At 71.4% G+C, this 22,899-nt stretch carries 21 protein-coding genes; 14 read left to right on the top strand and 7 right to left on the bottom strand.

Annotation, left to right across the window (positions count from 1 at the left end; genetic code table 11):
• Positions 1–4: 4 nt before the first annotated feature.
• From RM788_RS28275 to RM788_RS28230, 10 genes are all read left to right on the top strand, one after another.
• Positions 5–1,228, top strand: a complete 1,224-nt coding sequence (locus RM788_RS28275) for a hypothetical protein (protein ID WP_315920629.1) — start codon at positions 5–7, stop codon at positions 1,226–1,228.
• 76 nt (positions 1,229–1,304) lie between these two features.
• Positions 1,305–2,105, top strand: coding sequence for a hypothetical protein (locus tag RM788_RS28270; RefSeq protein ID WP_315920627.1), 801 nt, complete (start codon positions 1,305–1,307; stop codon positions 2,103–2,105).
• A gap of 140 nt (positions 2,106–2,245) precedes the next feature.
• The gene (locus RM788_RS28265) at positions 2,246–2,506 is read left to right on the top strand and encodes a hypothetical protein (RefSeq protein ID WP_315920625.1); all 261 of its coding nucleotides are present in this window, start codon (positions 2,246–2,248) and stop codon (positions 2,504–2,506) included.
• A 1-nt stretch (position 2,507) separates the two neighbouring features.
• On the top strand, positions 2,508–2,759 hold the full coding sequence (locus RM788_RS28260; protein WP_315920623.1) for a hypothetical protein: 252 nt from the start codon (positions 2,508–2,510) through the stop codon (positions 2,757–2,759).
• A gap of 1 nt (position 2,760) precedes the next feature.
• Positions 2,761–5,532: an FtsK/SpoIIIE domain-containing protein gene (locus tag RM788_RS28255; protein ID WP_315920621.1), complete on the top strand. Its 2,772-nt coding sequence runs from the start codon at positions 2,761–2,763 to the stop codon at positions 5,530–5,532.
• Positions 5,529–5,984 (top strand): hypothetical protein, encoded by a 456-nt coding sequence (locus RM788_RS28250; protein ID WP_315920619.1) that lies wholly within the window; start codon positions 5,529–5,531, stop codon positions 5,982–5,984. Before RM788_RS28255 ends, RM788_RS28250 begins: the two co-directional genes overlap by 4 nt.
• Positions 5,985–6,127: 143 nt before the next feature.
• Positions 6,128–7,318 carry a sensor histidine kinase gene (locus tag RM788_RS28245; RefSeq protein WP_315920617.1) on the top strand — a complete coding sequence of 397 codons (1,191 nt, stop codon included), beginning with the start codon at positions 6,128–6,130 and terminating at the stop codon, positions 7,316–7,318.
• On the top strand, positions 7,315–7,965 hold the full coding sequence (locus tag RM788_RS28240) for a response regulator (RefSeq protein WP_315920615.1): 651 nt from the start codon (positions 7,315–7,317) through the stop codon (positions 7,963–7,965). The genes RM788_RS28245 and RM788_RS28240 overlap by 4 nt, the downstream gene beginning before the upstream one ends.
• Before the next feature lie 12 nt (positions 7,966–7,977).
• Complete coding sequence (locus RM788_RS28235; protein ID WP_315920613.1) at positions 7,978–8,745, top strand: GNAT family N-acetyltransferase; 768 nt, start codon at positions 7,978–7,980, stop codon at positions 8,743–8,745.
• Between the two features lie 141 nt (positions 8,746–8,886).
• Positions 8,887–9,906 carry an NADP-dependent oxidoreductase gene (locus RM788_RS28230; RefSeq protein WP_315920611.1) on the top strand — a complete coding sequence of 340 codons (1,020 nt, stop codon included), beginning with the start codon at positions 8,887–8,889 and terminating at the stop codon, positions 9,904–9,906.
• 324 nt (positions 9,907–10,230) lie between these two features.
• On the opposite strand, the gene RM788_RS28225 is transcribed toward RM788_RS28230, so the two are convergent.
• Both RM788_RS28225 and RM788_RS28220 read right to left on the bottom strand, forming a co-directional pair.
• The gene (locus tag RM788_RS28225; protein ID WP_315920609.1) at positions 10,231–11,433 is read right to left on the bottom strand and encodes an amidohydrolase; all 1,203 of its coding nucleotides are present in this window, start codon (positions 11,431–11,433) and stop codon (positions 10,231–10,233) included.
• A 9-nt stretch (positions 11,434–11,442) separates the two neighbouring features.
• Positions 11,443–13,068 (bottom strand): FAD-binding oxidoreductase, encoded by a 1,626-nt coding sequence (locus RM788_RS28220; RefSeq protein WP_315920607.1) that lies wholly within the window; start codon positions 13,066–13,068, stop codon positions 11,443–11,445.
• Between the two features lie 16 nt (positions 13,069–13,084).
• On the opposite strand from RM788_RS28220, the gene RM788_RS28215 reads away from it, so the two are divergent.
• Together RM788_RS28215 and RM788_RS28210 are read left to right on the top strand one after the other, a co-directional pair.
• Positions 13,085–13,660: a TetR/AcrR family transcriptional regulator gene (locus RM788_RS28215; RefSeq protein WP_315920605.1), complete on the top strand. Its 576-nt coding sequence runs from the start codon at positions 13,085–13,087 to the stop codon at positions 13,658–13,660.
• Positions 13,661–13,704: 44 nt separating this feature from the next.
• The gene (locus RM788_RS28210) at positions 13,705–15,135 is read left to right on the top strand and encodes a glycerol-3-phosphate dehydrogenase/oxidase (RefSeq protein WP_315934787.1); all 1,431 of its coding nucleotides are present in this window, start codon (positions 13,705–13,707) and stop codon (positions 15,133–15,135) included.
• A gap of 44 nt (positions 15,136–15,179) precedes the next feature.
• Here RM788_RS28210 and RM788_RS28205 read toward each other — a convergent pair whose 3' ends face one another.
• The 3 genes from RM788_RS28205 to RM788_RS28195 are packed head-to-tail and all read right to left on the bottom strand — an operon-like array spanning position 15,180 to position 17,601.
• Complete coding sequence (locus RM788_RS28205; protein WP_315920603.1) at positions 15,180–16,835, bottom strand: WXG100 family type VII secretion target; 1,656 nt, start codon at positions 16,833–16,835, stop codon at positions 15,180–15,182.
• Positions 16,832–17,140, bottom strand: coding sequence for a type VII secretion target (locus RM788_RS28200; RefSeq protein WP_315920601.1), 309 nt, complete (start codon positions 17,138–17,140; stop codon positions 16,832–16,834). Before RM788_RS28200 ends, RM788_RS28205 begins: the two co-directional genes overlap by 4 nt.
• Positions 17,141–17,157: 17 nt before the next feature.
• On the bottom strand, positions 17,158–17,601 hold the full coding sequence (locus RM788_RS28195; protein WP_315920599.1) for a YbaB/EbfC family nucleoid-associated protein: 444 nt from the start codon (positions 17,599–17,601) through the stop codon (positions 17,158–17,160).
• 201 nt (positions 17,602–17,802) lie between these two features.
• Between RM788_RS28195 and RM788_RS28190 the strand changes: the two genes are divergently transcribed.
• Positions 17,803–18,714 carry an ABC transporter ATP-binding protein gene (locus tag RM788_RS28190; RefSeq protein ID WP_315920597.1) on the top strand — a complete coding sequence of 304 codons (912 nt, stop codon included), beginning with the start codon at positions 17,803–17,805 and terminating at the stop codon, positions 18,712–18,714.
• The gene (locus tag RM788_RS28185; protein WP_315920595.1) at positions 18,711–19,898 is read left to right on the top strand and encodes an ABC transporter permease; all 1,188 of its coding nucleotides are present in this window, start codon (positions 18,711–18,713) and stop codon (positions 19,896–19,898) included. Before RM788_RS28190 ends, RM788_RS28185 begins: the two co-directional genes overlap by 4 nt.
• 77 nt (positions 19,899–19,975) lie before the next feature.
• Here RM788_RS28185 and RM788_RS28180 read toward each other — a convergent pair whose 3' ends face one another.
• Positions 19,976–21,292: a cryptochrome/photolyase family protein gene (locus RM788_RS28180; RefSeq protein ID WP_399345100.1), complete on the bottom strand. Its 1,317-nt coding sequence runs from the start codon at positions 21,290–21,292 to the stop codon at positions 19,976–19,978.
• Positions 21,293–21,370: 78 nt separating this feature from the next.
• Complete coding sequence (locus RM788_RS28175; protein ID WP_106185496.1) at positions 21,371–22,684, bottom strand: citrate synthase; 1,314 nt, start codon at positions 22,682–22,684, stop codon at positions 21,371–21,373.
• Positions 22,685–22,899: the final 215 nt, after the last annotated feature.

Here is a 22,899-nt window from a genome sequence, read left to right as displayed (position 1 = left end):
GCCCATGTCGGACGACTTCGACCTCCCCTCGGCCCTCGGCCTGCCCACGACCCTGCCGCCGCTGCGCGTGCCCGAACCCGCCGAGCTGGCGGCCTCGGCTCGCGGCAGCGCGCTGCTGGCGCAAGCCCTCGCGCTGTCCCGGTGGGCCGACGGCCGCACCGTGTACGAGGACACCGACTTCGAGGGGTTCGACGGCGAGCTGACCGACTCGCTGGACCAGGTCTGGTACCTGGCGCACGCCGTCGGGTTCGTGGAGGTCGACGAGGACTCGAACCTGGCGTCCCTCGGGCCGAGCGCCGAGCCGTGGAGCACCGGTGACGACGAGGCCGTGCTGGAGCTGTTCGACGAGGCCTACACGCACCTCGTCATCGAGTCGCTGCCGATCGACGCGGGCGAGGAGCTGGACCTGGAGGGCGTCGGCGGGGCGACGATGACCGCGCTGTTCATGTCCAGGGGCGCCGGGTTGACGCTGGAGGAGTTCAGCGGCATGGCCCGCGCCGCCGGGCTGGAGCAGAACATGCCCGACAAGTGGTCGGCCTACTCCGCGGCCAACGGCGATCCCGCGCTCGTGCTGCTCAGTCGACTGAAGGGCTTGGGCGCCGTCGAGTTCGACACCGGGGCCGCCCGGATGACCCCGCTGGGCGCCGCGATCATGCGCGAGCAGATGGTCGACGGCGGCTTCGACATCCCGGTGATGCCCGCGGTCGAGGACATGACGGCCGACGACCTGGTCGCCGCCGTCCACGCCCTGACGGCCGACGAGCTGGAGGCCGACACCACCGCGTGGCTCGCCCTGCGCACCCCCGTCGACGCCGCCCGCGAACTCCTCACCGCCGCCGTCGACGCCAACGCGCGCGTCTTCGCCGCCACCACCATCGCCCGCCTCGACACCGACGTCACCGCGCAGTGGCGGGAAGCCCTGGACACCCCCGGACTGCGCCCCTACGCCAAGCTCGCGCTCTCCGAGTCATCCGCCCCCGACGACGCCGCCTGGCTCCTGGTGGACGCGCTGGCGGTCACCACGGACCCCGACGACCCGACCGCCGTAGCCGCCGAACTCGCCAAGGCCGCCCCCGCGGGCCAGGAACCGGACCTGTTCGAGCTGATCTGGCGCCTCCCCCACCCCGACGCCGCCGAAGCCCTGTCGCTCATCGGCGAACGCCACCCGGACAAGAAGACCGCCAAGGCGGCCAGGAAGGCCGCTTTCAAGGCCGCGTCGCGCCGTTGACCCCGAAGCCGTCGCGCGGCGGATGCCGAACCACCGCCGTGCACACCGCCGCCCCACTCGTGGACAATCCGCCCTGATGGCTGAGGAAGACTTGGAGCTCCTGATCACCGTGGTGGTCGGGGCCGACGACGAGCAGCAGGCGCGGGCTGCCTGCGCGGGCCTGCTGCGGCAGGTCGAGGGGCGGGTCCTCCAGGTCGGCGACTGCTCCGACGAGGAGCCGGGGTGCTGGTCGGTGACGATCAGCGCGATGAGCGGCGAACAGGTGACGCACGGGGTGGCGGGCGCGCTGGCGCGGTCCGTTCGGGCCTTCGTGCGGCTCCTCGGGGACGACTTCCCGATGCCGAGGGTGGCCTGCGAGCCGCCGACGGCGTGGACGGTGCTGGACGACCCGGATGTGCTCGAACCGCTGATTCCAGGTGGTGAACGCCTGCTCGTGGAGTCCTGGGCCGGTGGGGACCCCGATCGGCGGCCGTCCGAAGAGGTCGAACCCGCGCCTGCCGAGACGGAAACGCCCAGCCCGACGGGGGTGCGGCTGCTGCTGAGGGTGGACGTCGCGGCGGAAAGGCAAGCCGGGGCGGAATGGCAGGCGCGCGCAGTAGCCAGTCGGGTCGCCAACAGCTCCAGCATCACCCATGTGGTCCCGCGTGGTCATCTACTCAGCGTGCACATCGACCTCGGATCGAGTGTCGATTCGCCCACTACCGCGCTACACACGGCCGTGGAGTCGATGGGCCTGTCGGACTGGTCGGATCTGGAGCTCATCGGCGACTCGGCGGTGATCCGCTGGTCAGCGACCCCAGGACCGGTCACGGGGATCGTGGGGCTGGAGATGAGCGCCGTGGCCACTTCCACTGCGATGTGGAAAGAGCCCAAGTAAGATCAAGTACAAGGGCCGCGCGGGTGAACATGAGGGTCCACCCGGGTGGCCGATCTTGCTTGTGAATGTTCAAACTTTCGGTACTAATAGGTTGGTCGGTCTACGGCCACCCGTTGCACTTTGGAAGGGTCGGAGCCGACATGGCCAGCATCGAAGAGGTCCGTGCCGCGATTGCCCAGGCGATCGAGAAGGCAGGCCAAAGCGCCGCCGCTCTGCAGCAGGCAGCCGACCTGGCCGAGGACGCGCAAGCGCTGCTGAGCAGCGCGGTGCAGGGCAGCGCGCAGTCCGACGCCGAGCAGGCCAACGCCCAGTTCGCCGAGGTCATCAACGGCGTGAGCGACCTGCAGAAGCACCTCGGCGCTGGGATTTCCCAGGCCGAGGGCATCAACTCCAGGCTATGACGTGACGTCGGTAGCGGAGGTCAAGGTCGCGCTCGAGCTGAGCTGCGAGCACTTGAGGGATGCCTACCGCAGCGTCCGCGAGGCGCAGGAGGAACTGGAGGCCGCCGTCGAACTGCTGCTCGAGGCGGGCGCGAACCACCCGGACTCCTTGCTGCCCGCGGGGTTCGCGGCGGCCAAGGACGGGTTCCCCGGCCAGTTGGAGCTGATGGTGACCAGCCTCGAACTGGTGCAACGGCTAGCGGTGGAGCTGTGACGTGAGCAGACGCGACGAACGCCGCAGGAAGGTCGAGGACTCCTTCGAGGAGTTCCGGCTCGCCGTGGCCGCCGCACTGGGCAACGCGTCGCGCCAGCACCGCGAGCTGGCGGAGGAACGCGCCCGAGACATGTTCGAGGTGATGGTGCGCGGCGGCGGGATCGACCGCGCCCTCGACGACCCGCTGCTGAAGAAAGCGCTTGCCAAGGAGGAGTTCTCCTCCACCGTCGCGCAGGCGATGCTGGACCACGTCAACGCCTTCCGCACGTGGTCCGAGCGCGGCCCGGAGGAGCTGTCCTCGTTGGTGCGCAGCGCGTCGCCCACCGCGGCGTCGTGGCCGCACGAGTCGTGGCTCGGTGACGCGGGCACCGCGGACGGCAGCAGCGTGCCGGAGCTGTGGCGGATCGGCAGCGGCGTGGTGCGCAGCGCCCCCGAGCAGCGGCCGTTCCCGGTCGCGGTCCCGCTGCTCGACCAGTCGCACCTGCACATCTCCTCCACCCCGGACAGCCGACACCAGGCCGACGGGCTGGTGGAGAACCTGCTGCTGCGGGTGCTGAGCTACTTCCAGCCCGGCCTCGTCCACGTCCACGTGTGGGACGTCAACCAGCTCACCGGCTCCCTGCCGGGGCTCTACCCGTTGACCCGCGCGGGCCTGCTGACCGTGCACGACCCGTCACGGCTGCACGAGCTGCTCGACGAGCTGTCCGACCACATCCGCCGGGTGCACACCAGCGTGCTGGTCGACGGGCACCTGTCGGTGCGGTCGGTCAGCGGCGCCGGGCGGCGCACCGAGCCGTGGCGGATCGCGGTGCTGTTCGGCAACCGCAACGCGCTCAAGGAGGAGCAGCAGCAACAGCTGCAACGCGTGGCGCGCAACGGTTTGGCCTGCGGCATCGTGCTCGTCATCGTGGACATCCCGGTGACCGTGAACTCGCCGATCGAGACCGTGTCGCTGAAGGCGGACCAGACCGCCGCGTGCACGATGACCGGCAAGCACGTGACCGTGACCCTCGACCCGCCGTTCCCCCGCACGCTGGTGCCCAGGGCGTGCGCGATCATCGCGGAGAAGCGCGAGGAGCGCCGCAAGCGCTTCGGCACGTTCAACGACCTGCTGCCCGAGCACCTGTGGATGGAGAGCTCGTCAGCGGGCGTCGTGGCGCCCGTGGGGTACCAGGACGGCGAGCCGGTGTCGCTCGGGCTGGGCGACACGTCGCCGCACGCCCTCATCGGCGGGCCGAGCGGCTCGGGCAAGACGAACTTCCTCTACGCCCTGATCGGCAGCCTGGCCGCCCGGTACTCGCCGGACGAGCTGGAGCTGTACGTGCTGGACTTCAAGGAGGGCGTGTCGTTCGCGCAGTTCGCGCCGGGCCGCAAGGACCCCAGCTGGCTGCCGCACGCCCGCCTGGTCGGCGTGAACGTGAACACCGACCGCGAGTTCGGCGTGGCGCTGCTGAAGTTCCTGGCCGACGAGATGCGCAGGCGCGCGGACGCGGCGAAGCAGCACGAGGTCACCAAGCTGGAGCAGCTGCGCTCCGAGGACCCGCACGGCCGGTGGCCGCGGATCGTCGCGGTGATCGACGAGTTCCAGTACCTGTTCGGCGAACGCGACCAGGTCACCCAGCAGGCGACGCAGCTGCTGGAGGACGTGGCGCGGCGCGGCCGCTCGCAGGGCATCCACCTGGTGCTGTGCAGCCAGGACGTGGCCGGCATCGAGGGTTTTTGGGGCAAGTCCGCCATCTTCGAGCAGTTCACCGTCCGCGTCGCGCTGCCCAAGGCGCGCCGGGTGCTGGCCGAGCCGAACAACGACGCCGCCGTCGAACTGCCCCGGTGGCACGCCGTGGTCAACCACGAGTCCGGTGTGCGGCACGGCAACGAGATCGCGCGCATCCCCGACTCGACCAGCAAGGGCACCTTCGACTACCTGCAACGCGACCTGTTCCGACGGCGCGGCCCCGAACTCGCCGAGCCGATCCTGTTCGACGGCAGCCGGGTCCCCGCCCTGCACGGCGTCCACGACTTCCACATGCTGCGCCCCGGCGACGTCACGCCGACCGTGCTCCTGGGCCAGGTCATCGACGTCGCGGGCAGCGCCGCCAAGGTCCGCCTCGCCCGCACCCCCGGCCGCAACATCGCCGTCATCGGCTCCCTGGTCCAGGACGCGTCCGCCGTGCTCGGCGCGGCGGCGATCTCGCTGGGCAGGCAGCACCACCCCGCCGAGGCGACGTTCACCCTCTGCTGCCTGGTCGACGAGGCGGAGTCGGCCGCGCAGAAGCTCGCCAAGCAGCTCAACACCAACGGGCACACCGTGGACGTGGTCCGGATGGACGGCATCCGCGACCTGCTGAACGACACCGCGAAGCGGTTGACCGCCACCATCACCGGCACCGCGAGCGCACCCCCGCAACCCCACTACCTCGTGCTGTACGCCGTCGACGCCGCCCACACCCTGCTGGAGCAGAAGGATCCGGGCACACGGGCGTCCGCCCTGGACAGCCTGCGCACCGTCCTGAAGCACGGCCCCGAGAACCGCACCCACGTCCTCGGCTGGTGGCGCGGCGTGCAACGCCTCAAGAGCACCCTGCCCCCCGGCGTGTACGACGACATCGGCGCCTGGGTCGCCTTCGACGTCCAGGGCAAGGAACTGATCTCGTTCGGCCCCGAACAGGTCATGGCCTGGTCCCCACGACCACGACGCGGCCTGTACTTCGACCGCTTCGAGCACTCACGCCCACAGGTGGTCATTCCGTTCGACACGGGGGAGGACATCTCATGAACACGCAGCCCAACGGAACGTGCGACTTCTCGGTGGTACCCCTCCAGCGCACCGGCGACGGCCACGCCCACGCGGCCGAGCCGGAAACGCGGTCGGCGGCCGAGCGGTACAAGGAGATCATCGGCTCGATCAGCGAGGCGGTCTCGACCATGCGCGCCCACGACGAGCGGCGCGTCGCGGAACTGGTGGCCCGACTCGCCGTCTCGCAGGACCGGATGGTCGACGCGATCGAACGCGAGAAGGTCGTCAAGCTGGGCGTCGCACTGCACTGGGAAGCAGCCGTCGAAGCCCTGTGGGAAGAACGCTGGCTGCAGATGCGCCCCATGCCGCGCCCCGACGAGCGAGTACCACCCCGTGACCAGAACGACTACGACGCGGCGATGGAACTCGCCTTCCACGCGCTGGAGGAGTCGCTCCAGAAGCGGACGCTCCTGCGGCGCAAGAAGGAGTAGGCACTTCGGGTCGGACGACATGTCCGGGGGTTCGACTCGGGGTGTCTGGGGGTTCGACTCGCGGGGGTCGGCCGGATGGCTGAGGTAGGTCTTGGCCGTTCGGCCGACCGTTCCGACCCCCGCCCGGCCGTAGCGTGTCCGGGGTGGACGGACTGCTGACTCGCACAAGGACCTGGACCCACGGGCTCTGGCCCGCGGCCGGGCTGTTCACCGTCGTGCTGGCCTTCGAACTGGCCCTCTTCCGCTACCAGGGCTACCGGGCGCTCACCGCCTGGGCTCCCACCGTCCTCACCTGCCTCTTCGCCGTCCTCTCCGTCCGCAAACCGGTCGCCGCCGCCTGCGCAGCCGCCGCGTCCGTCCTCCTCACCACCTTCTGGTCCGGCCTGCTCGGCGCCTCCACGCTCGCGTACTTCAGCCCCCTGTCCCCCGCCGAGACGCTCGCTTGCATGGTCATCACCGCCGTGGTGGTCCGCCAGTCCCCCGGCGAGCAGTCCGCGGTCGCGGTGGCCCTCATGGTCGCCGCCGCCGTCCACGCCTCGATCGCCCGCGACACCACGCCGACCTACGACGTGTTCACCCCGTCCGACGTCTTCTCCACCGCCATGCTGCTGGCGCTGGCCATCGGAGCGGGCCTGTACTTCCGGGCTCGCGACGCCGACCGCGAGCGGTCGCTCCACGTCGCCGTCTCGGCCGCCCAGCAGCAGGAGCGGATCGCGCTCGCCCGCGAGCTGCACGACGTGGTCGCCCACCACGTGACCGGCATCGTCGTCCAGGCGCAGGCCGCGCTGACCGTCGCGGACGCCGACCCGCTCGCCGCGCACCGCCTGCTGCCCGGCATCGCGCGCAGCGGCAGCGACGCGCTGACGGCGATGCGGCGGCTGGTCGGGACGCTGCGCGACGAGGGTTCGCGGGTCGGTGCGGCGGAGGTCGCGACGACGGACCTCGACGCGGACCTGCGGGCCGCGGTGGCGCAGGCGCGGGACGTCGGCACACCGGTGGAGCTGCGGATGGACCTGCCGGGGCCGGTGCCGCCCGAGGTGGCGCGGTCGATCCTGCGGCTGGTGCAGGAATCGCTGACGAACGTGCAGAAGCACGCGGCCAGCGCCACCGAGGTGGCCGTCGAGCTGTCCGAGGAGGACGGTCGGGTCCGGCTGCTGGTCCGCGACGACGGTCCCGGTGCGCCCGTCGAGCCGGTCGGGGGTTCGGGCGGCTACGGTCTGATCGGCATGCGGGAACGGGTGGAGATGCTCGGCGGCGCGTTCTCGGCCGGGCCCACCGGGGTCCGCGGCTGGCGGGTGCTGGCCGAACTGCCGGTCGAGGGGGGCGCGCGATGACGATTCGGGTCCTGATCGCTGACGACCAGGAGATGGTGCGGATCGGGTTCCGGATGATCCTGGAGCACCAGCCGGACATCGAGGTCGTCGCGGACGTGCCGGACGGCGTCTCCGCCGTGGCGAAGGCCCGCGAGCTGCGGCCGGACGTGTGCCTGGTGGACATCCGGATGCCCGGCATCGACGGCCTGGAGGTCACCCGGCAGCTCACCGGTCCCGGCGTGCCGGACCCGGTCAAGGTCGTCGTGGTGACCACGTTCGACCTGGACGAGTACGTGCACAGCGCGCTGGGGTCCGGGGCGAGCGGGTTCCTGCTGAAGGACGCGGGCCCGGCGCTGCTGGTCGAGGCCGTGCGCGCGGCGGTGCGCGGGGACGCGCTGATCAGCCCGCAGATCACCGTGCGGATGCTGTCGCACTTCACCCGGTCCACCGGCCCCGCGCCGGACCGCCCGGCCGAGCAGCTGACCGAGCGCGAGCTGGACGTGGTGCGCGAGGTCGCGAAGGGCTCCACCAACGCGGAGATCGGCGCGGCCCTGTTCCTGTCGCTGTCCACGGTGAAGACGCACCTCGCGTCGGTGCAGGGCAAGCTCGGCGCCCGCAACCGCGTGGAGATCGCGGCTTGGGCTTGGCGCACCGGCGCGCTCTCCTGATCTGATGCCGGTATGCGCGCCCTACACTCCCCTGACGCCGTAGCCGACGCGACCCCCGACCTGTTGCCCCGTTGGGCCTCCCAGGCGCTGTTGGCGGCCCATCCGGCGCCCGGAGGGGCCGCGTGGGAGCACGGCGGCGCGGTGGGCGTGCTGGCGCCGGGCCTGAACCGCCGGGAACGACTCGTGCTCGCCGGTCCGCCCGAGGGGATCGCCGCGATCCTGCACGACCAGGCGCGCGCCCACGGCCCCGACCTGAACCCGCTGGTACCCGACGAGCTCGCCGCCCCCGTCACGGCACTGGTGCCGGACGTGGTGGCGTGGGCGGGCTTCGGCTGGATGGAGAGCACCGGCCCGCTGCCCTCGGCGCCGGGGGTGCGCTGGCTGCGCGACGGCGAGCTGGACCAGGCGGAAGCACTGCTGCGCAAGGTGAACCCGAACGCCTACGTCGTACCGCGCGAACCCGGCGCCCGCCGCTGGGCAGGCGCGCACGTCGACGGCGAACTGGTCGCGGTGGGCGCGGACGCGTGGAGCGCGCCGCACGTCGGGTTCGTCGCAGGCGTGGTGACGCACCCGGACTTCCGCAGGCGCGGGCTCTCGAAGGCGTTGTGCTCCTTCGTGGTGCACGCGCTGCTGGCCGAGCACCCGGCGTGCGCCCTGATGGTCGACCGGGAGAACGACGCGGCCATCACCGTCTACCGCGGGCTGGGCTTCCGGTACCGGGGCGTGACGATCCTGCTCCCCGCCGAGGTCGCGGCCGCGCGCCCGCCACGACGGCGATAGGGGCTGATCAGGGGTGTTCGGCCGCCTGGTGCCGGTTCACACTCAGGATCTGCGGAACCGGGAACACCGGGGGACGCTGGGGACGTTGAAGTGCAGGCCAGCTTCGAGACAAATCAGTTCCGCAAGTAGAGAGGTCGCCACATGTCCGTGCCGAACACCGCCCTGGAGATCCACCTCGCGTCACGCCCGCAGGGGTGGCCGACCGAGCTGAACTTCGAGGTGGCCGAGGTCGCGGTACCCGAACCGGGCGACGGCGAGATCCTGGTCCGCAACCTGGTCATGAGCGTCGACCCCTACATGCGCGGCCGGATGAACGACACCAAGTCCTACGTGCCCCCGTTCCAGATCGGCGAACCGCTCGACGGCGGCGCCGTCGGCGAGGTCGTGGCCTCCAACTCCCCCGAGTTCGCCGTCGGCGACAACGTGCTGCACGGCAAGGGCTGGCGCGAGTACGCGATCGTCGGAGCCGACCACGCCGTCAAGGTGGACTCCTCCGTCGCCCCCCTCAGCGCCTACCTCGGCGTTCTCGGCATGCCGGGCCTCACCGCCTACGCGGGCCTGCTGCGGGTCGGCGAGTTCAAGGAGGGCGACGTCGTCTTCGTGTCCGGCGCGGCGGGCGCGGTCGGCGCCATCGTCGGCCAGGTCGCGAAGCTGCGCGGCGCCTCCAAGGTCATCGGCAGCGCGGGCTCCGCCGAAAAGGTCCGCCACCTCGTCGACGACCTCGGCTTCGACGCCGCCTTCAACTACAAGGACGAGGGCCCGGTCATCAAGCACCTGGCCGAACTCGCCCCCGACGGCATCGACCTCTACTTCGACAACGTCGGCGGCGAACACCTGGAAGCCGCCATCACCCTGCTCCGCCTACGCGGCCGCGTGGTGCTGTGCGGAGCCATCTCCCAGTACAACTCCACCAGCGCGACCGCAGGCCCCAACAACCTGGCACTGGCCATCGGCAAGCGGCTCACGCTGCGCGGCATGCTCGCCAACGACCACGGCGACCTCCGCGAGCAGTTCGTCAAGGAGGTCGGCAACTGGATCGCCGACGACAAGCTCAAGTACGACGAAACCCTCGTCGAAGGCGGCGTCGCCAAGGCCCCGTCCGCCTTCCTGGGCATGCTCCGCGGCGAGAACACCGGCAAAATGCTCGTAAAACTGGCCTAGCAACCACCTAACCGTCCGACGCGAACCACCGGACGCCCTGCCCGACACCGGATGCCCTATCCGTCCGACGCGGACCACCGGACGCCCAATCCGTCCGATGCGGACCACCGGACGCCCAATCCGTCCGATGCGGAACGCCAGCCACCTAACCAACCGAGCCGACACCAGCGAAGCCAGACCTCCCCCTGCCCCCGATACACAGCGCCCTCCTGCACCACCACCGTTTGTCAAGGCATCTTTCCCGCCTTGACAAACGGTGGTGGTGCATTGAGACAATCGCGCTGCGGGGGCCGGGCTTCGCCTCCCGCAAAGCAAAACCCACCCTCACCCCACCAACTCCCCACCCACCGCCACCACATTCCCCCGATGCACCACAAGGGTCCGGGGCGCGCGGTCCATCACCGCGGCCGTCACCGAGTCGCCGGGGACCACCACCAAATCCGCCTGCGCCCCCTCAGTCACCCCGTGTCCGGTCTCCCCCATCACCGAAGCCCCACCCCGAGTAGCAATATCCACACACATCTCCACCAACGAGTCATCCCGGAACCCGCTCCGATAAGCCAACTGCCAGGTCCGCTCCAACATGTCCCCGTTCCCGTACGGCGACCAGTAGTCCCTCATCCCGTCCTGCCCAAGCCCAAGACGCACCCCCTCCCAGCGCAACTGCCTCAACGGCAACGGCTCCCTCACCCCCGGCGCCACCGTCGTGACCGCGACGTCGTTCTCCACCAACATGTCCACCAACCGCCGCCGCCGGTCTTCCTCCACAGTGGACAACGCGAAGCAATGGCTGATCGTCACATCGCCCCGCATGTCCAGCGCCGCCACCCGTTCGCAGATCAGCTCGACCTGGAACGCCCCCAACGACCCCGCGTCGTGCAGGTGGACGTCCACCCCGCGCTGGTGCTTGTCCGCCAACCCGAACACCACGTCCAGGTGCTTCACCGGATCCCGGTCGTAACCCGCCGGGTCGAGCCCGCCGATCAGGTCGGCCCCCGCCAGCAGCGCGGCCTCCAGCAGCTCGGCGGTCCCCTTCTCGCGCAGGATCCCGCACTGCGGGAACGCCACCACCTGCACCGACGCCCGCGAGGCGTGCGCCTCCCGCGCCGCCAGCACACCCTCCAGGCGCTCCAACCCCGAGTCCACATCCACCTGCGCGTGGCTGCGGACGAACGTCGCCCCCGCCGCGATGGTCCGCCCCAGCGCGTACGTGGCCCTGGTCGCGACGTCCTGCTCGGCCGACCGCCAGTTCCGCCGGTCGTTGTCGATCAGCTCCGCCAGCCCGACCCCCGCGCTGTGCGGGCGGAACGGCAGCCCGAGCCGGGTCGAGTCGAGGTGCGCGTGCGCGTCGGTGAACGACGGCAGCAGCACACCGCCCGCGCCGTCGACCTCCGGAACGCCCCTCGGCGCCTCGAGGCCGACCCCGACGGCCGACACGTGCCCGGCCAGGCAGAGCACGTCCACCTCGGCCGCCTCGCGACCGTCCGGCCAGGGGCGGACAGAACGGATCAGCAGGTCACCGGTCATCGCCAGAGGCTAACCCCGGAATCGCCCGTGCGCGATGAGCTTGCCGGGGTTGAGCACGCCGGTCGGGTCGAGGGCGTGCTTGACGGCCGCCAGCACGTCCACGCCCAGCGCCCCGATCTCCGCCTCCAGGTACGGCGCGTGGTCGACGCCCACCGCGTGGTGGTGGCTGATGGTGCCGACGCCCGCGATGGCCTCGCTGGCGGCCGCCTTGGCGACCTGCCACTGCCCAACGGGGTCGTCGGCGTCGCGGGGCGCCAGGACGGTGAAGTACAGCGACGCGCCGGTCTCGTAGGCGTGCGAGATGTGGCACATGACCACCGTCCGCCCGAGCGCGTCCCGCACGGCCTCGCGCACCGCGTCGCGCAGCCCGGTCAGCCGCGACCAGTGGGTGGCGGTCTCCAGCGTCTCCACGCACACGCCGACGTCCAGCAGCACGTCGCGCTGCCTCGGGCCGTTGAACCGGCCGTGCCGCCACGTCTCGCCCAGCGGCGTTCCCAGCCGGACCGCGCCGCGGACCAGCGCCGACGTCGCCGCCCGGCGCGCCTTCAGCTCGCGCTTCGACCCCGCGTGCCAGCCGAGGACCAGCATGCACGGCCGCCGCACCCCGCGCGCCCTGAGGTAGGCCCGCAGGGCCGCGGACTTCGCTCCTCCCGACAGCGCAAGGGACACGTCGGTCTCGTCCTCATCGGACAGTCGTGTCACGTCGGCCAGCACGCGGTGCTGCGCCAACGCCCGCACGATCGCCGAGCCCGCTTCCCAGCCGTCGACGAAGAACCCCTCGTACCGCTCCAGGACGGGCTTCGGGCGCACCCGCAGCGACACCTCGGTGATCACGCCGAACGCGCCCTCGCTGCCCACGACCAGTTCGCGCAGGTCCGGGCCCGCCGCCGACGCGGGCGCCGCGCCCAGCCGCCACTCGCCCAGCGGCGTGGCCACCCGGACGCCCTCGACCATGTCCTCGAACCGGCCGTACCCCGACGACGCCTGCCCCGCCGACCTGGTGGCCGCGAAACCGCCGATCGTGGCCCGCTCGAACGACTGCGGCACGTGCCCGACGGTCAGCCCGTGCGGCGCCAGCAGCCGTTCCGCGTCCGGCGCCGTCACCCCGGCCTGGAGCACCGCGATCCGCGACACCGGGTCGACCGACACCAGCCGGTCGAGCCCGCCCAGGTCCAGCGCCACGACGGCGGCCTTGTCCCCGCGCAGCGCGGCCACGCCGCCGACCACGGACGTGCCGCCGCCGAACGGCACCACGGCCAGGTCGTGCTCGACGCACGCCTCCAGCACCGCCACGACCTGCTCCGGATTGGCGGGCAGCACCACGCCGTCCGGCACGGCCAGTTCCCCGCCTGCGCGGTAGCGCAGCAGGTCCACGTAGGACAGTCCGCCCGCGTGGCCGAGCCGGGAGGTCCGGTCGACCCGGACGTGCCCCTGCCCCACGACCTCCGCGAGCGCGTCGCGGGCGGCGTCGGTCAAGGCCGACGGGCCGACCTCCAGCGCGGTCGCGGGCGCGGCGGGCGTGCGGCCGGGCCGCAGTCCGATCCGCTCGCCGAGCCACCGCAGCGCGTGGGGCGGCAGCTCCGCCCCGGAAGGGCTCCAGCCGCCGCGCAGGTCTTGGTCGATGCGCTCCACCATGGGTACAGTGTTACACATGACGTCCCAACGTCACACAGATGACGCCCTGCTGGACGCCGCCCGCGACTGCGTCGTGGAGGTCGGCGTCCGACGCACGACCCTGACCGACGTGGCCAAGCGGGCCGGGGTCAGCCGGATGACCCTCTACCGCCGCTACCCGGACGTGCGCAGCCTGGTCAGGACCCTGATGACCAGGGAGTTCGCCGCGCTGCTGCACGGCGTGGAGGCCTCAGGGCCGACCACCGGCACCGCGCGCGCCCGGCTCGTGCACCACGCTGTCGAGTCGGTCCGCCTGCTGGCCGGGAACCCGCTGATGCGCCGCGTGCTGGACCTGGACGCCGAGCTGATGCTCCCGTACCTGGTCGAACGGCTCGGCAGCACGCAGGTGCTGGTCGAGGCGTTCCTCGTCGACGCGCTGGCCGCCGGCCACGAGGACGGCTCGGTGCGGGCGGGCGACCCGAAGACCCAGGCCCGCTTGGTCCTGCTCACCACGCAGACCATGGTCCTGTCCGTCCGCCCCGCCACCACGGGCCTCGACTTCGAGGACCTGCTGGACGAGCTGGCGCGCTTCCTCGACGCGGCGCTCACGTGAGCACGTCGCTGAACGCCGCCCGGCGCACCGGGGAGATCGCCGGGATGGCCGCGGGCGAGGTGGTCGACCTCCTCGTCGTCGGCGGCGGCGTGACCGGCGCGGGCGTGGCGCTGGACGCGGCCTCGCGCGGCCTGTCCGTGTGCCTGCTGGAAGCCCACGACCTCGCGTTCGGCACCTCGCGGTGGTCGAGCAAGCTGGTCCACGGCGGCCTGCGCTACCTCGCGCAGGGCGAACTGGGCCTGGCCCGCGAGAGCGCGGTGGAACGCGGCATCCTGATGACCCGCACCGCCCCGCACCTCGTCCGGGCGCTCCCCCAGCTGGTCCCGCTGTACGGCGACCGCGGCACCAGGATCATGGCGGGCTTCCGCGCGGGCGACCTGCTCCGCCGCGCGGCCCGCACCCCCCGCGGCCTGCTGCCCCCACCGCGCCGGGTGCCCGCCGCCGAAGCCCTCGCGCTCGCTCCCGGCCTGCGCCGCGCGGGTCTGCGCGGCGGTCTCCTCGGCTTCGACGGGCAGCTGGTCGACGACGCCCGGCTCGTGCTGGCGCTGGCCCGCACCGCGGCGGGCCTGGGCGCGCGGGTGATCACCAGGGCGAAGGTCACCGCGCTGACCGGTCGGGGCGCCGAGGTCGTGGACACCCTGTCCGGCAACCACTTCGAGGTGCACGCGCGGTCGGTCGTGAACGCGGCGGGCGTCTGGTCGGGGCAGCTGGTCGACTCGGTGCGCCTGCGCCCGTCCCGCGGCTCGCACCTCGTCCTGGACGGCAGGGCCATGGGCGTGCACGGCACGTCGCTGACCATGCCCGTGCCCGGTGAGCGCAACCGCTACGCGCTGGTGCTGCCGCAGCAGGACGGCCGCGTCTACGTGGGCCTGACCGACGAGCTCGTGGACGGCCCCGTACCCGACGTCCCGGAGGTGCCGCAGTCCGATGTGGACTTCCTGCTCGCGGTGGCTTCCTCCGTGCTGGAACGGGAACTGGAGCCCTCCGACGTGCTCGGCTCCTTCGCCGGCCTGCGTCCACTGCTGGCGGGCGCAGGCACCCGTGGCGCGGACCTGTCCCGCAGGCACGCCGTGCTGACGTCCGCGGACGGGGTCCTGACCGTCGTGGGCGGGAAGCTCACGACCTACCGGCGCATGGCCGCCGACGCGGTGGACGCGGCCATCGCGCTCCGCGGCCTCACCGCTGGTCCCTGCCGGACGGCGAACCTGCCGCTCGTCGGCGCGGGAGCCACGACCGCCGCGCCGTACCGGCTGATCACCCGGTACGGCACCGAAGCGGCCGCCGTAGCCGCGCTGGACCTGCCGGAACGCGTGTCCGGCGACATCACCGCGGCCGAGGTCGTCTGGGCCGTGCGGCACGAAGGGGCGCTGGACGCCGACGACGTGCTGGACCGGCGGACCCGGATCGGCCTGGTACCGGCGGAACGCGCCGCCGCGGAACCGGCCGTGGCCGCACTGCTGGCCGCGCACGCGTGAGCGCGGGCCCCGGTCCACCGCGCGGTGGACCGGGGCCGCTCGGCCTACTCGCCGATGACCGGCTTCGCGGCCTTCGGCGGCTCCATCAGCTCGTCGCCCTCGAGGCGGACCTTGCGCTGGTGGTCCTTGCCACCGCCGCCCTGACCGCCGCCGCCCATCGGGGCACCGCCCATCATGCCGCCGCCGCCCGCGCCACCACCGGCGCCACCGCCACCGGGCGCTCCGCCACCGCCACCACCGGCGAGCGTCGGGTGCCCAGGCGCGCTGGACGGCAGGATCCCCGTGGCACCACCGTGCTGCGTCGGCCCGGCACCGCCGCCCCCGCTCGCGCCCGCGGACCCGGTGCCACCACCGGAGAAGGCCGCACCGCCACCCGAGAAGCCCGCGCCACCACCCGAGCCACCGCCGGAGAGGCTGCCGGACAGGCCCGCGAAGGAGCCGGAACCGGGCACGTTCGTGGAAGTCGTGTGCAGATCCCCCGACGTGCCAAGGGAAGCGGCCGGGGTGTGGACGGGCCGCACCGGGTCGGTGCCGGGGATCGAGGGCAAGGGCCGGTAGACCGCGCCGCCGCCCGTGCCGACCCCGCCACCGCTGCCGCCACCGACGGACGGCGGCAGTGCCACCGGGCCACCGGTTCCGGCGGCGGGCGCGTCCGGCACCCACCGGCCGGGCTCCCAGTGCCCGCCACCGCTCGTGCCACCGCCGACGGACGGCGGCGCGGACACCGTGCCGCCACCGCCGCTCCCGGCGCCACCGGAAGCGCCGCTGGTGCCGGTGGTCCCGCCGGTCGTCGAGCCGGGGTTGGTGTACTGCTGGTTCGCGTTCCGGTTCATCTGGTCGAGCTGCTCACCGGTCAGCCCCAGCCCGCCCGCGGACGGCCGCGTGCTGGAGGGCCCGGCTCCCGCGCCACCACCGGCGGCGCCCTTGTGGCTCATGGCGGTGATGGCCTCGACGACCTGCTTCGCGACCTGGGCGATCTGGGTGACCTGCTTGACCAGGTTCATCAGCTTGGTCAGCGACGACGCCAGCTTGCTCAGGAAGTCCGACAGCTTCTTGGCGTAGTTGCACGCCATGGTCACGATGTCCGCGATGGCCGCGCCGATCGCCGCGCCGAAGGTGCAGAACGACGCCGCCAGCCACTGGATGATCTTCATGACCATCTTCGCCACGGCGTCCGAGATCAGGTCCATGATCATCTTGCGGACGGCGGCCACCAGCTGCCCGGCGCCCTGGACGGCGCCCGAGATCCCCGAGGCGGCCTTCGCCAGCGTCTCGAGGCCGGTCGACTGGTTCGCGCTCGCGGTCCGGTAGGCGTCCGCGGTCTTGCCCGTCCACCCCGAGGTCTGCTGCACCGACTGCTGCCGGTAGTCCGCCGCCACGGACGTGACCTGCGTACCGGCGGACTTCCAGTTCTCGGCCATCTTCGAGATCGCCTGCGGGTCCCCGAGCAGCGCGTCGAACGGCTCGCGCAGGAAGTCCACGTGCTCGATCGCCCAGCTGAACCCGGCCGACAGGAACCCGCTCAGCGGGTTGCTCGCCAGTCCCACAATGTCCATCGCCGTGTTCGCGATGCCCAGGCCCGCGGTGACCCAGTCGCCGCTCTCGACGGCGGCGACGGTGCCCTTGACGTCCTTGAACAGGTTCGCCGGGTCGCGGCCCTGCGTGGTCGACGACGAGGACGACGATGCGGGCGCGGTCATGAGTTGGCCTTCCCGAGGAACCCGAGTGCGTTGTCGCGGTCGATGGCCTCGTAGAGGTCCGCGACCTCCTTGAGCCCGACCGCCATGTCGTTGACGGTCGTGGTGGCCTTGCCCAGGATGTCCTGGGAGTTGCCCGCGGCCTTGAGGATGAACTCGGCCAGGAAGCTGCCGAAGATCCCGAACGCCTCGGTGGACAGCGACGGATCGGCGGTGTTGGTGGCCGCGACCATCCGCTGGCTCAGCTGGTCGACCGCGGAGGCGTGCGCCCTCACGTCGGCCGGACTCACGTTGAAGGAGTCGAACATCCTCAGCACCCCTCTGCTCAGCCCATGACTTCCGGCGGATTCGTGAAGTAGTCGTCATCCGGCCTGGTGTCCCGACGCTGCGGCTGCGGTTCCGGTTCCGCGACATCCGTGCCGTCACCCGAATAGCCGCGTGGCATCTGCGCTTTCACGAAGTCGAGGGCGGGGCTGTCGCCCACGAACTCGGTCATGATCTCGACCACCCGGCCTGCCGCCGCGCGCTGCGCCTGACCGGAAGCCGCGAGCACCGCACCGGCGATCCGCTCGGGGTCCATCTCGCGGACACCGGGGCGCAGGACGAGGTTCTCCAGCGCGCCGGCGGCGTTGACCGTGACCGTGATCAGCCCGTCGGGCGAGGTGGCGCTGCCGCCGACCCCGCCGAGCTGCGTCTCGGCCTGGGCCGCGTTCTGCTTGGCCTGCTCGATCTTCCGACCGTACTGCGCGAGCCACTGGTCAGGCTCCATGATCACCCCTCGACGACAACGGGGCCAACCGCCCACGACACACGTTGGACCGCGGGCGACCCGATTCGGTTCCGCGGACCGTATCGTGTCATCGGAATCCTCTGGATCAGGGAACATGTGGTGGGATACAGCCGTTCGGCCGCACTCGATGCCACCCGTCCGGCGGATCGCACGCGCGTGACCAACCAGGAGGAGAGCACCGTGGCTGAGGGGGTGCTGGAGATCGACCGGATCTCCAAGCGCTACGGCGAGGTCGTGGCCCTGCGGGACATGACCTTCGAGGTCCGGGCGGGTGAGCTGTTCGGATTCGTCGGCAGCAACGGCGCGGGCAAGACGACCGCGATGCGGATCGCGCTGGGCGTGCTCGCCGCGGACTCGGGCGAGGTCAGGTGGAATGGCTCCCCCATCACCTTCGAGACCCGCCGCCGGATCGGCTACATGCCGGAGGAGCGCGGGCTCTACCCGAAGATGAAGGTGCTGGAGCAGCTCGTGTACCTGGCCGAGCTGCACGGCCTCACCACGAACGACGCGCACCGGTCGGCGGAGAACTGGATCGCGCGGCTCGGCGTGCGCGACCGCCGCAACGACGAGGTGCAGAAGCTCAGCCTCGGCAACCAGCAGCGCGTGCAGCTGGCCGCGGCGCTGGTGCACGAGCCGGACGTGCTGGTGCTCGACGAGCCGTTCTCAGGCCTCGACCCGGTCGCGGTGGACGTGATGAGCCAGGTGCTGCGGGAGAAGGCGTCGGCCGGTGTGCCGGTCGTGTTCTCCAGCCACCAGCTGGACCTGGTGGAACGGCTGTGCGACCGCATCGGCATCGTCCGAAGTGGAGCGATGGTGGCCTGCGGGACCGTGGACGAGCTGCGCGCGGGCGGGGAGACCCGGCTCGTCGTGGAGGCGCCGGACGCGGTCGAGGGCTGGGCCGACGGGGTGCCCGGTGTGCGCGTGGTCGAGGTCCGGGGGCCGCGGACCACGCTGGAGCTGACCCCGGAGGCCGACGACCAGGCCGTGCTGAGCGCCGCGCTGGCCACCGGGCCGGTCCGGGAGTTCAGCAGGCAGCGGCCGTCGCTGACCGAGCTGTTCCGCAACGTCGTGACCGAGGAAGGTGTGGCATGAGGCGACTCAGCCCGAGCAGGGCCGTGCTGCTGGTCGCCAGGCGGGAGTTCCTCGGCAAGGTCCGCACCCGCTCGTTCGTCATCGGCACCGTCGTGATCGTCGCGGTGATCGCCGGGTTCGCACTGCTCCAGACCGTGCTGTTCGACCAGGCCAGCAGCAGCACCGTGGGGTTGAGCGGCCAGTCGACCGTGCTCGCGGAGCCGTTGCGGGACACCGCGAAGGCCTTCGGCCGCGACATCTCCACCGTGGACGTCACCGATCCGGCCAAGGCCGAGGAGGACGTCCGCAACGGCGACCTCGACGTGCTGATCACCGGCGCCCCGGACGCGCTGCGGGTCGTGGTGAAGGAGAACCTGAACAACGAGCTGCAGAACGCCCTGGACGCGATCGTGAAGCAGCAGGTGCTCAACGCCCAGCTCGCCGAGGCGGGCCTGGACCCCAACGTGGTCGCCAGGAACATCGCGGCCGCCAGGGTGACCGTGGTCGAACTCGCCCCCGAGGACTCCCAGCAGGGCCAGCGGCTGGTCATCGGCCTGGTGATCGCCGCGCTGCTGTACTACTCGCTGCTGGTCTACGGGATGATGGTCGCGCAGGGCGTGGTGGAGGAGAAGTCCAGCCGGGTCGTCGAGATCCTGCTGGCCACGCTGCGGCCGTGGCAACTGCTGCTGGGCAAGGTGATGGGCCTCGGCGCGGTCGGCCTGGTGCAGCTCCTGGTGATCGGCGGTGTCGGCCTCGGCGTCGGCTCGGTGACGGGCGCGGTCGACGTGCCCGGCGTCGCGGGCGGCGCGCTGGCCACCGGCGTGCTCTGGTACCTGCTCGGCTTCTTCCTGTACGCCACGGTGTTCGCCGCGGCGGCGTCGCTGGTGTCGCGCCAGGAGGAGCTCCAGTCGGTGATCACCCCGATCAGCACGGTGATCATCGTGGCGTTCGTGGTGGGCATCAACCTGCTGATCGCGGACCCGTCCGGGACGACCGTCACGGTGCTGTCGATGCTGCCGCCGTTCGCGCCGATCCTGATGCCCGGACGCATGGCGATCGGCGTCGCACCGCTCTGGCAGGTGCTGCTGTCGATCGTCCTGGCCATCGGCGCCGTCGGCGCGATGACCTGGCTCGGCGGCAAGGTCTACTCCAACGCCGTCCTCCGCAGCGGCTCCCGCGTAAAACTCCGCGACGCCCTCCGCTAACCCGCGAGTCGAACCCCCGGACACCCCGTGTCGAACGCTCGGACACCCCGAGTTCCACATTCGGGCACGTCCGGCGGTCAGGACTTGATGGCGCCGTAGCGGGCGAGGGCGACCTGGCGCTCGTGGGCGTGGTCGACGATCGGGTCGTGCGGCTGGTGGACGGCCTTGCCCTCGACGCCGCGCAGTTCCGGCACGTACCGGCGGACGTAGTCGCCGGACGGGTCGAACTTCTCGCCCTGGGTGATCGGGTTGAAGACGCGGAAGTACGGGGCCGCGTCGGTGCCCGAACCGGCCACCCACTGCCAGCCGTGCTGGTTGGAGGCGAGGTCGCCGTCGATCAGGTGGTCCATGAAGTGCCTGGCGCCCAGCCACCACGGCAGGTGCAGGTCCTTGACCAGGAAGCTGGCGACGATCATCCGCACGCGGTTGTGCATCCAGCCCTCGGCGAGGAGCTGGCGCATGCCCGCGTCGACGATCGGGAAGCCGGTCCTGCCCTCCTGCCACGCGGCGAAGCGGCCGTCGTCGTCGTCGTGCTCGATGCGGTCGAACTTGGCGTCGTAGTTCTTCGTGGCGGTTTCCGGGCGGTGCCACAGGACGTCGGCGTAGAACTCGCGCCACGCCAGCTCGGAGCGGAACGTGGCGGCGCCCTCGCTGTCGTCGAGTTCCGCCAGCAGGGTGCGCGGGTGCAGCAGGCCCCAGCGCAGGTACGGGGACAGCCTGCTGGTGGCGTCGAGGTCCGGTCGGTCGCGGGCGGACTTGTAGTCGGGCAGCCGTTCGTCGCGGAACTTCTCCCACAACGGCAGGGGATCCGGGGCGGGTTCCACCTTCGGGAGCTTCTCGCCGCCCTTGCCCTTCACCCAGTCCACAGTGGACTCGTCGGTGTCCGCCGGCTTGCGCCACCCGTGCTCGACCCAGGCCCTGCGGAACGGCGTGAACACCTTGAACGGGTCGCCGTCGCCCTTGCGGACCCGACCGGGGGCCACGGCGTACGGCGAGCCCGAACGGACGAGTTCGGTGTCCCCCAACGCTTCCTCCACCGCCGCGTCCCGCCTGCGGCCGTACGGGCCGTAGTCCGCGGAGATGTGCACGCTGTCCGCCCCCACGTCGGCGACCACCTTCGGCAGCACGTCGACCGGGTTGCCGCGGACCACGTGCAGCCTGCCGCCCAGTTGCCGGTCCAACGCCGTCAGGCAGCGGTGCAGGAAGTCGGTGCGGGCCGGACCCGCCGAGGCGAGCAGGTGGTCGTCCAGCACGAACAGACCAAGCGCGGACGGCGAGCGCTCCGCCGCGTTGAGCAGGGCCGGGTGGTCGGCGGTGCGCAGGTCGCGGCGGAACCAGATGACAGTCGGTGAGGACACCGGTCCAACGCTAAGCCGGTGGCGGCGGCTCCGCATGACGGTCACACGGGTGGATTACCCCCGAACGACGAAGGCCCGCACCTCCGGGAGGTACGGGCCTTGTGCGCGTTCGAACTACCTCTTGTCCATCGTGAGGAAGTCGCGCTCCGCGGGGCCGACGTAGATCTGCCGCGGGCGGCCGATCTTGGTGGCCGGGTCCTGGATCATCTCGCGCCAGTGCGCGATCCAGCCGGGGAGGCGGCCGAGGGCGAACAGCACCGTGAAGAACTTCGTGGGGAAGCCCATGGCCCGGTAGATCAGGCCGGTGTAGAAGTCGACGTTCGGGTAGAGCTTGCGGGAGACGAAGTAGTCGTCCGCGAGCGCGACCTCTTCGAGCTTCTTGGCGATCTCCAGCAGTTCGTCGTCGCCGCCGAGCTTGGCGAGGATCTCGTCCGCCGTCTTCTTGATGATCGCGGCACGCGGGTCGTAGTTCTTGTAGACCCGGTGGCCGAAGCCCATCAGGCGGACGCCCTCCTCCTTGTTCTTGACCTTGTTCACGAAGGCGGTGACGTCACCCCCGTCGTTGCGGATCTTCTCCAGCATCTCCAGCACCGCGCTGTTCGCGCCGCCGTGCAGCGGGCCGAACAGGGCGTTGATGCCCGCGGAGATCGAGGCGAACAGGTTCGCCTCGGAGGAGCCGACCAGGCGCACGGTCGACGTGGAGCAGTTCTGCTCGTGGTCGGCGTGCAGGATGAAGAGCAGGTCGAGCGCCTTCACCAGGTCGGGGTCGACGTCGTACGGCTCAGCGGGGAACCCGAAGGTCATGCGGAGGAAGTTCTCCACCAGACCCAGCGAGTTGTCCGGGTAGAGGAACGGCTGGCCCACGGACTTCTTGTACGCGTACGCCGCTATGGTCGGCACCTTCGCGAGCAGGCGGATCGTGGAGATCTCCACCTGCGTCGCGTCGAACGGGCTCAGGCTGTCCTGGTAGAAGGTGGACAGCGCGGAGACCGCGGAGGACAGCACCGGCATGGGGTGGGCGTCGCGCGGGAAGCCGTCGAAGAACCTCTTGAGGTCCTCGTGCAGCAGGGTGTGCCTGCTGATCTTGGACGTGAAGTCGTCCAGTTGCGCCTGCGTCGGAAGCTCACCGTAGATCAGCAGGTAGCTGACCTCGTTGAAGTTCGACTTCTCGGCGAGCTGCTCGATCGGGTAACCGCGATAACGCAGGATTCCCGCGTCACCGTCGATGTAGGTGATCTCAGAGGAGCAGGAGGCTGTGTTCACGAATCCGCTGTCCAGTGTTACCAGACCGGTTTTCGACAGCAGTTTCCCGAGTTCGATGCCAGGCGCACCTTCGGTGGCCTGCACCAGATTCATCTCGAGCTCTCCGCCCTCATGGCGCAGCGCGACGGTACGGGTGTCGTTCGGCGCAGTCGTCGCGTCGGGCATGCAGAGTCCCTCTCACGCTAGGCGGGGTGGCGGCATCGGCTCGACCTTTCATGGAAGGCCTCGCCCGACGGCACGCGGATCTGGGTCTCCGCACCGCAGCACCACCCCGTTGGGGTCCTGTCAGTTCTCCCACGCTAGTCGGCGGCCTGACCGCCTCGCAGCATTGGTGTGAACCGATTCCGTGAGGTGGGACCGGCATCACACGCGGTTGAGGC

It is taken from the genome of Umezawaea sp. Da 62-37 (assembly GCF_032460545.1).
Lineage (GTDB): Bacteria > Actinomycetota > Actinomycetes > Mycobacteriales > Pseudonocardiaceae > Umezawaea.
Note: the sequence above shows the minus strand (reverse complement) of the source record. Positions and strands in the feature narration are given on the sequence as shown.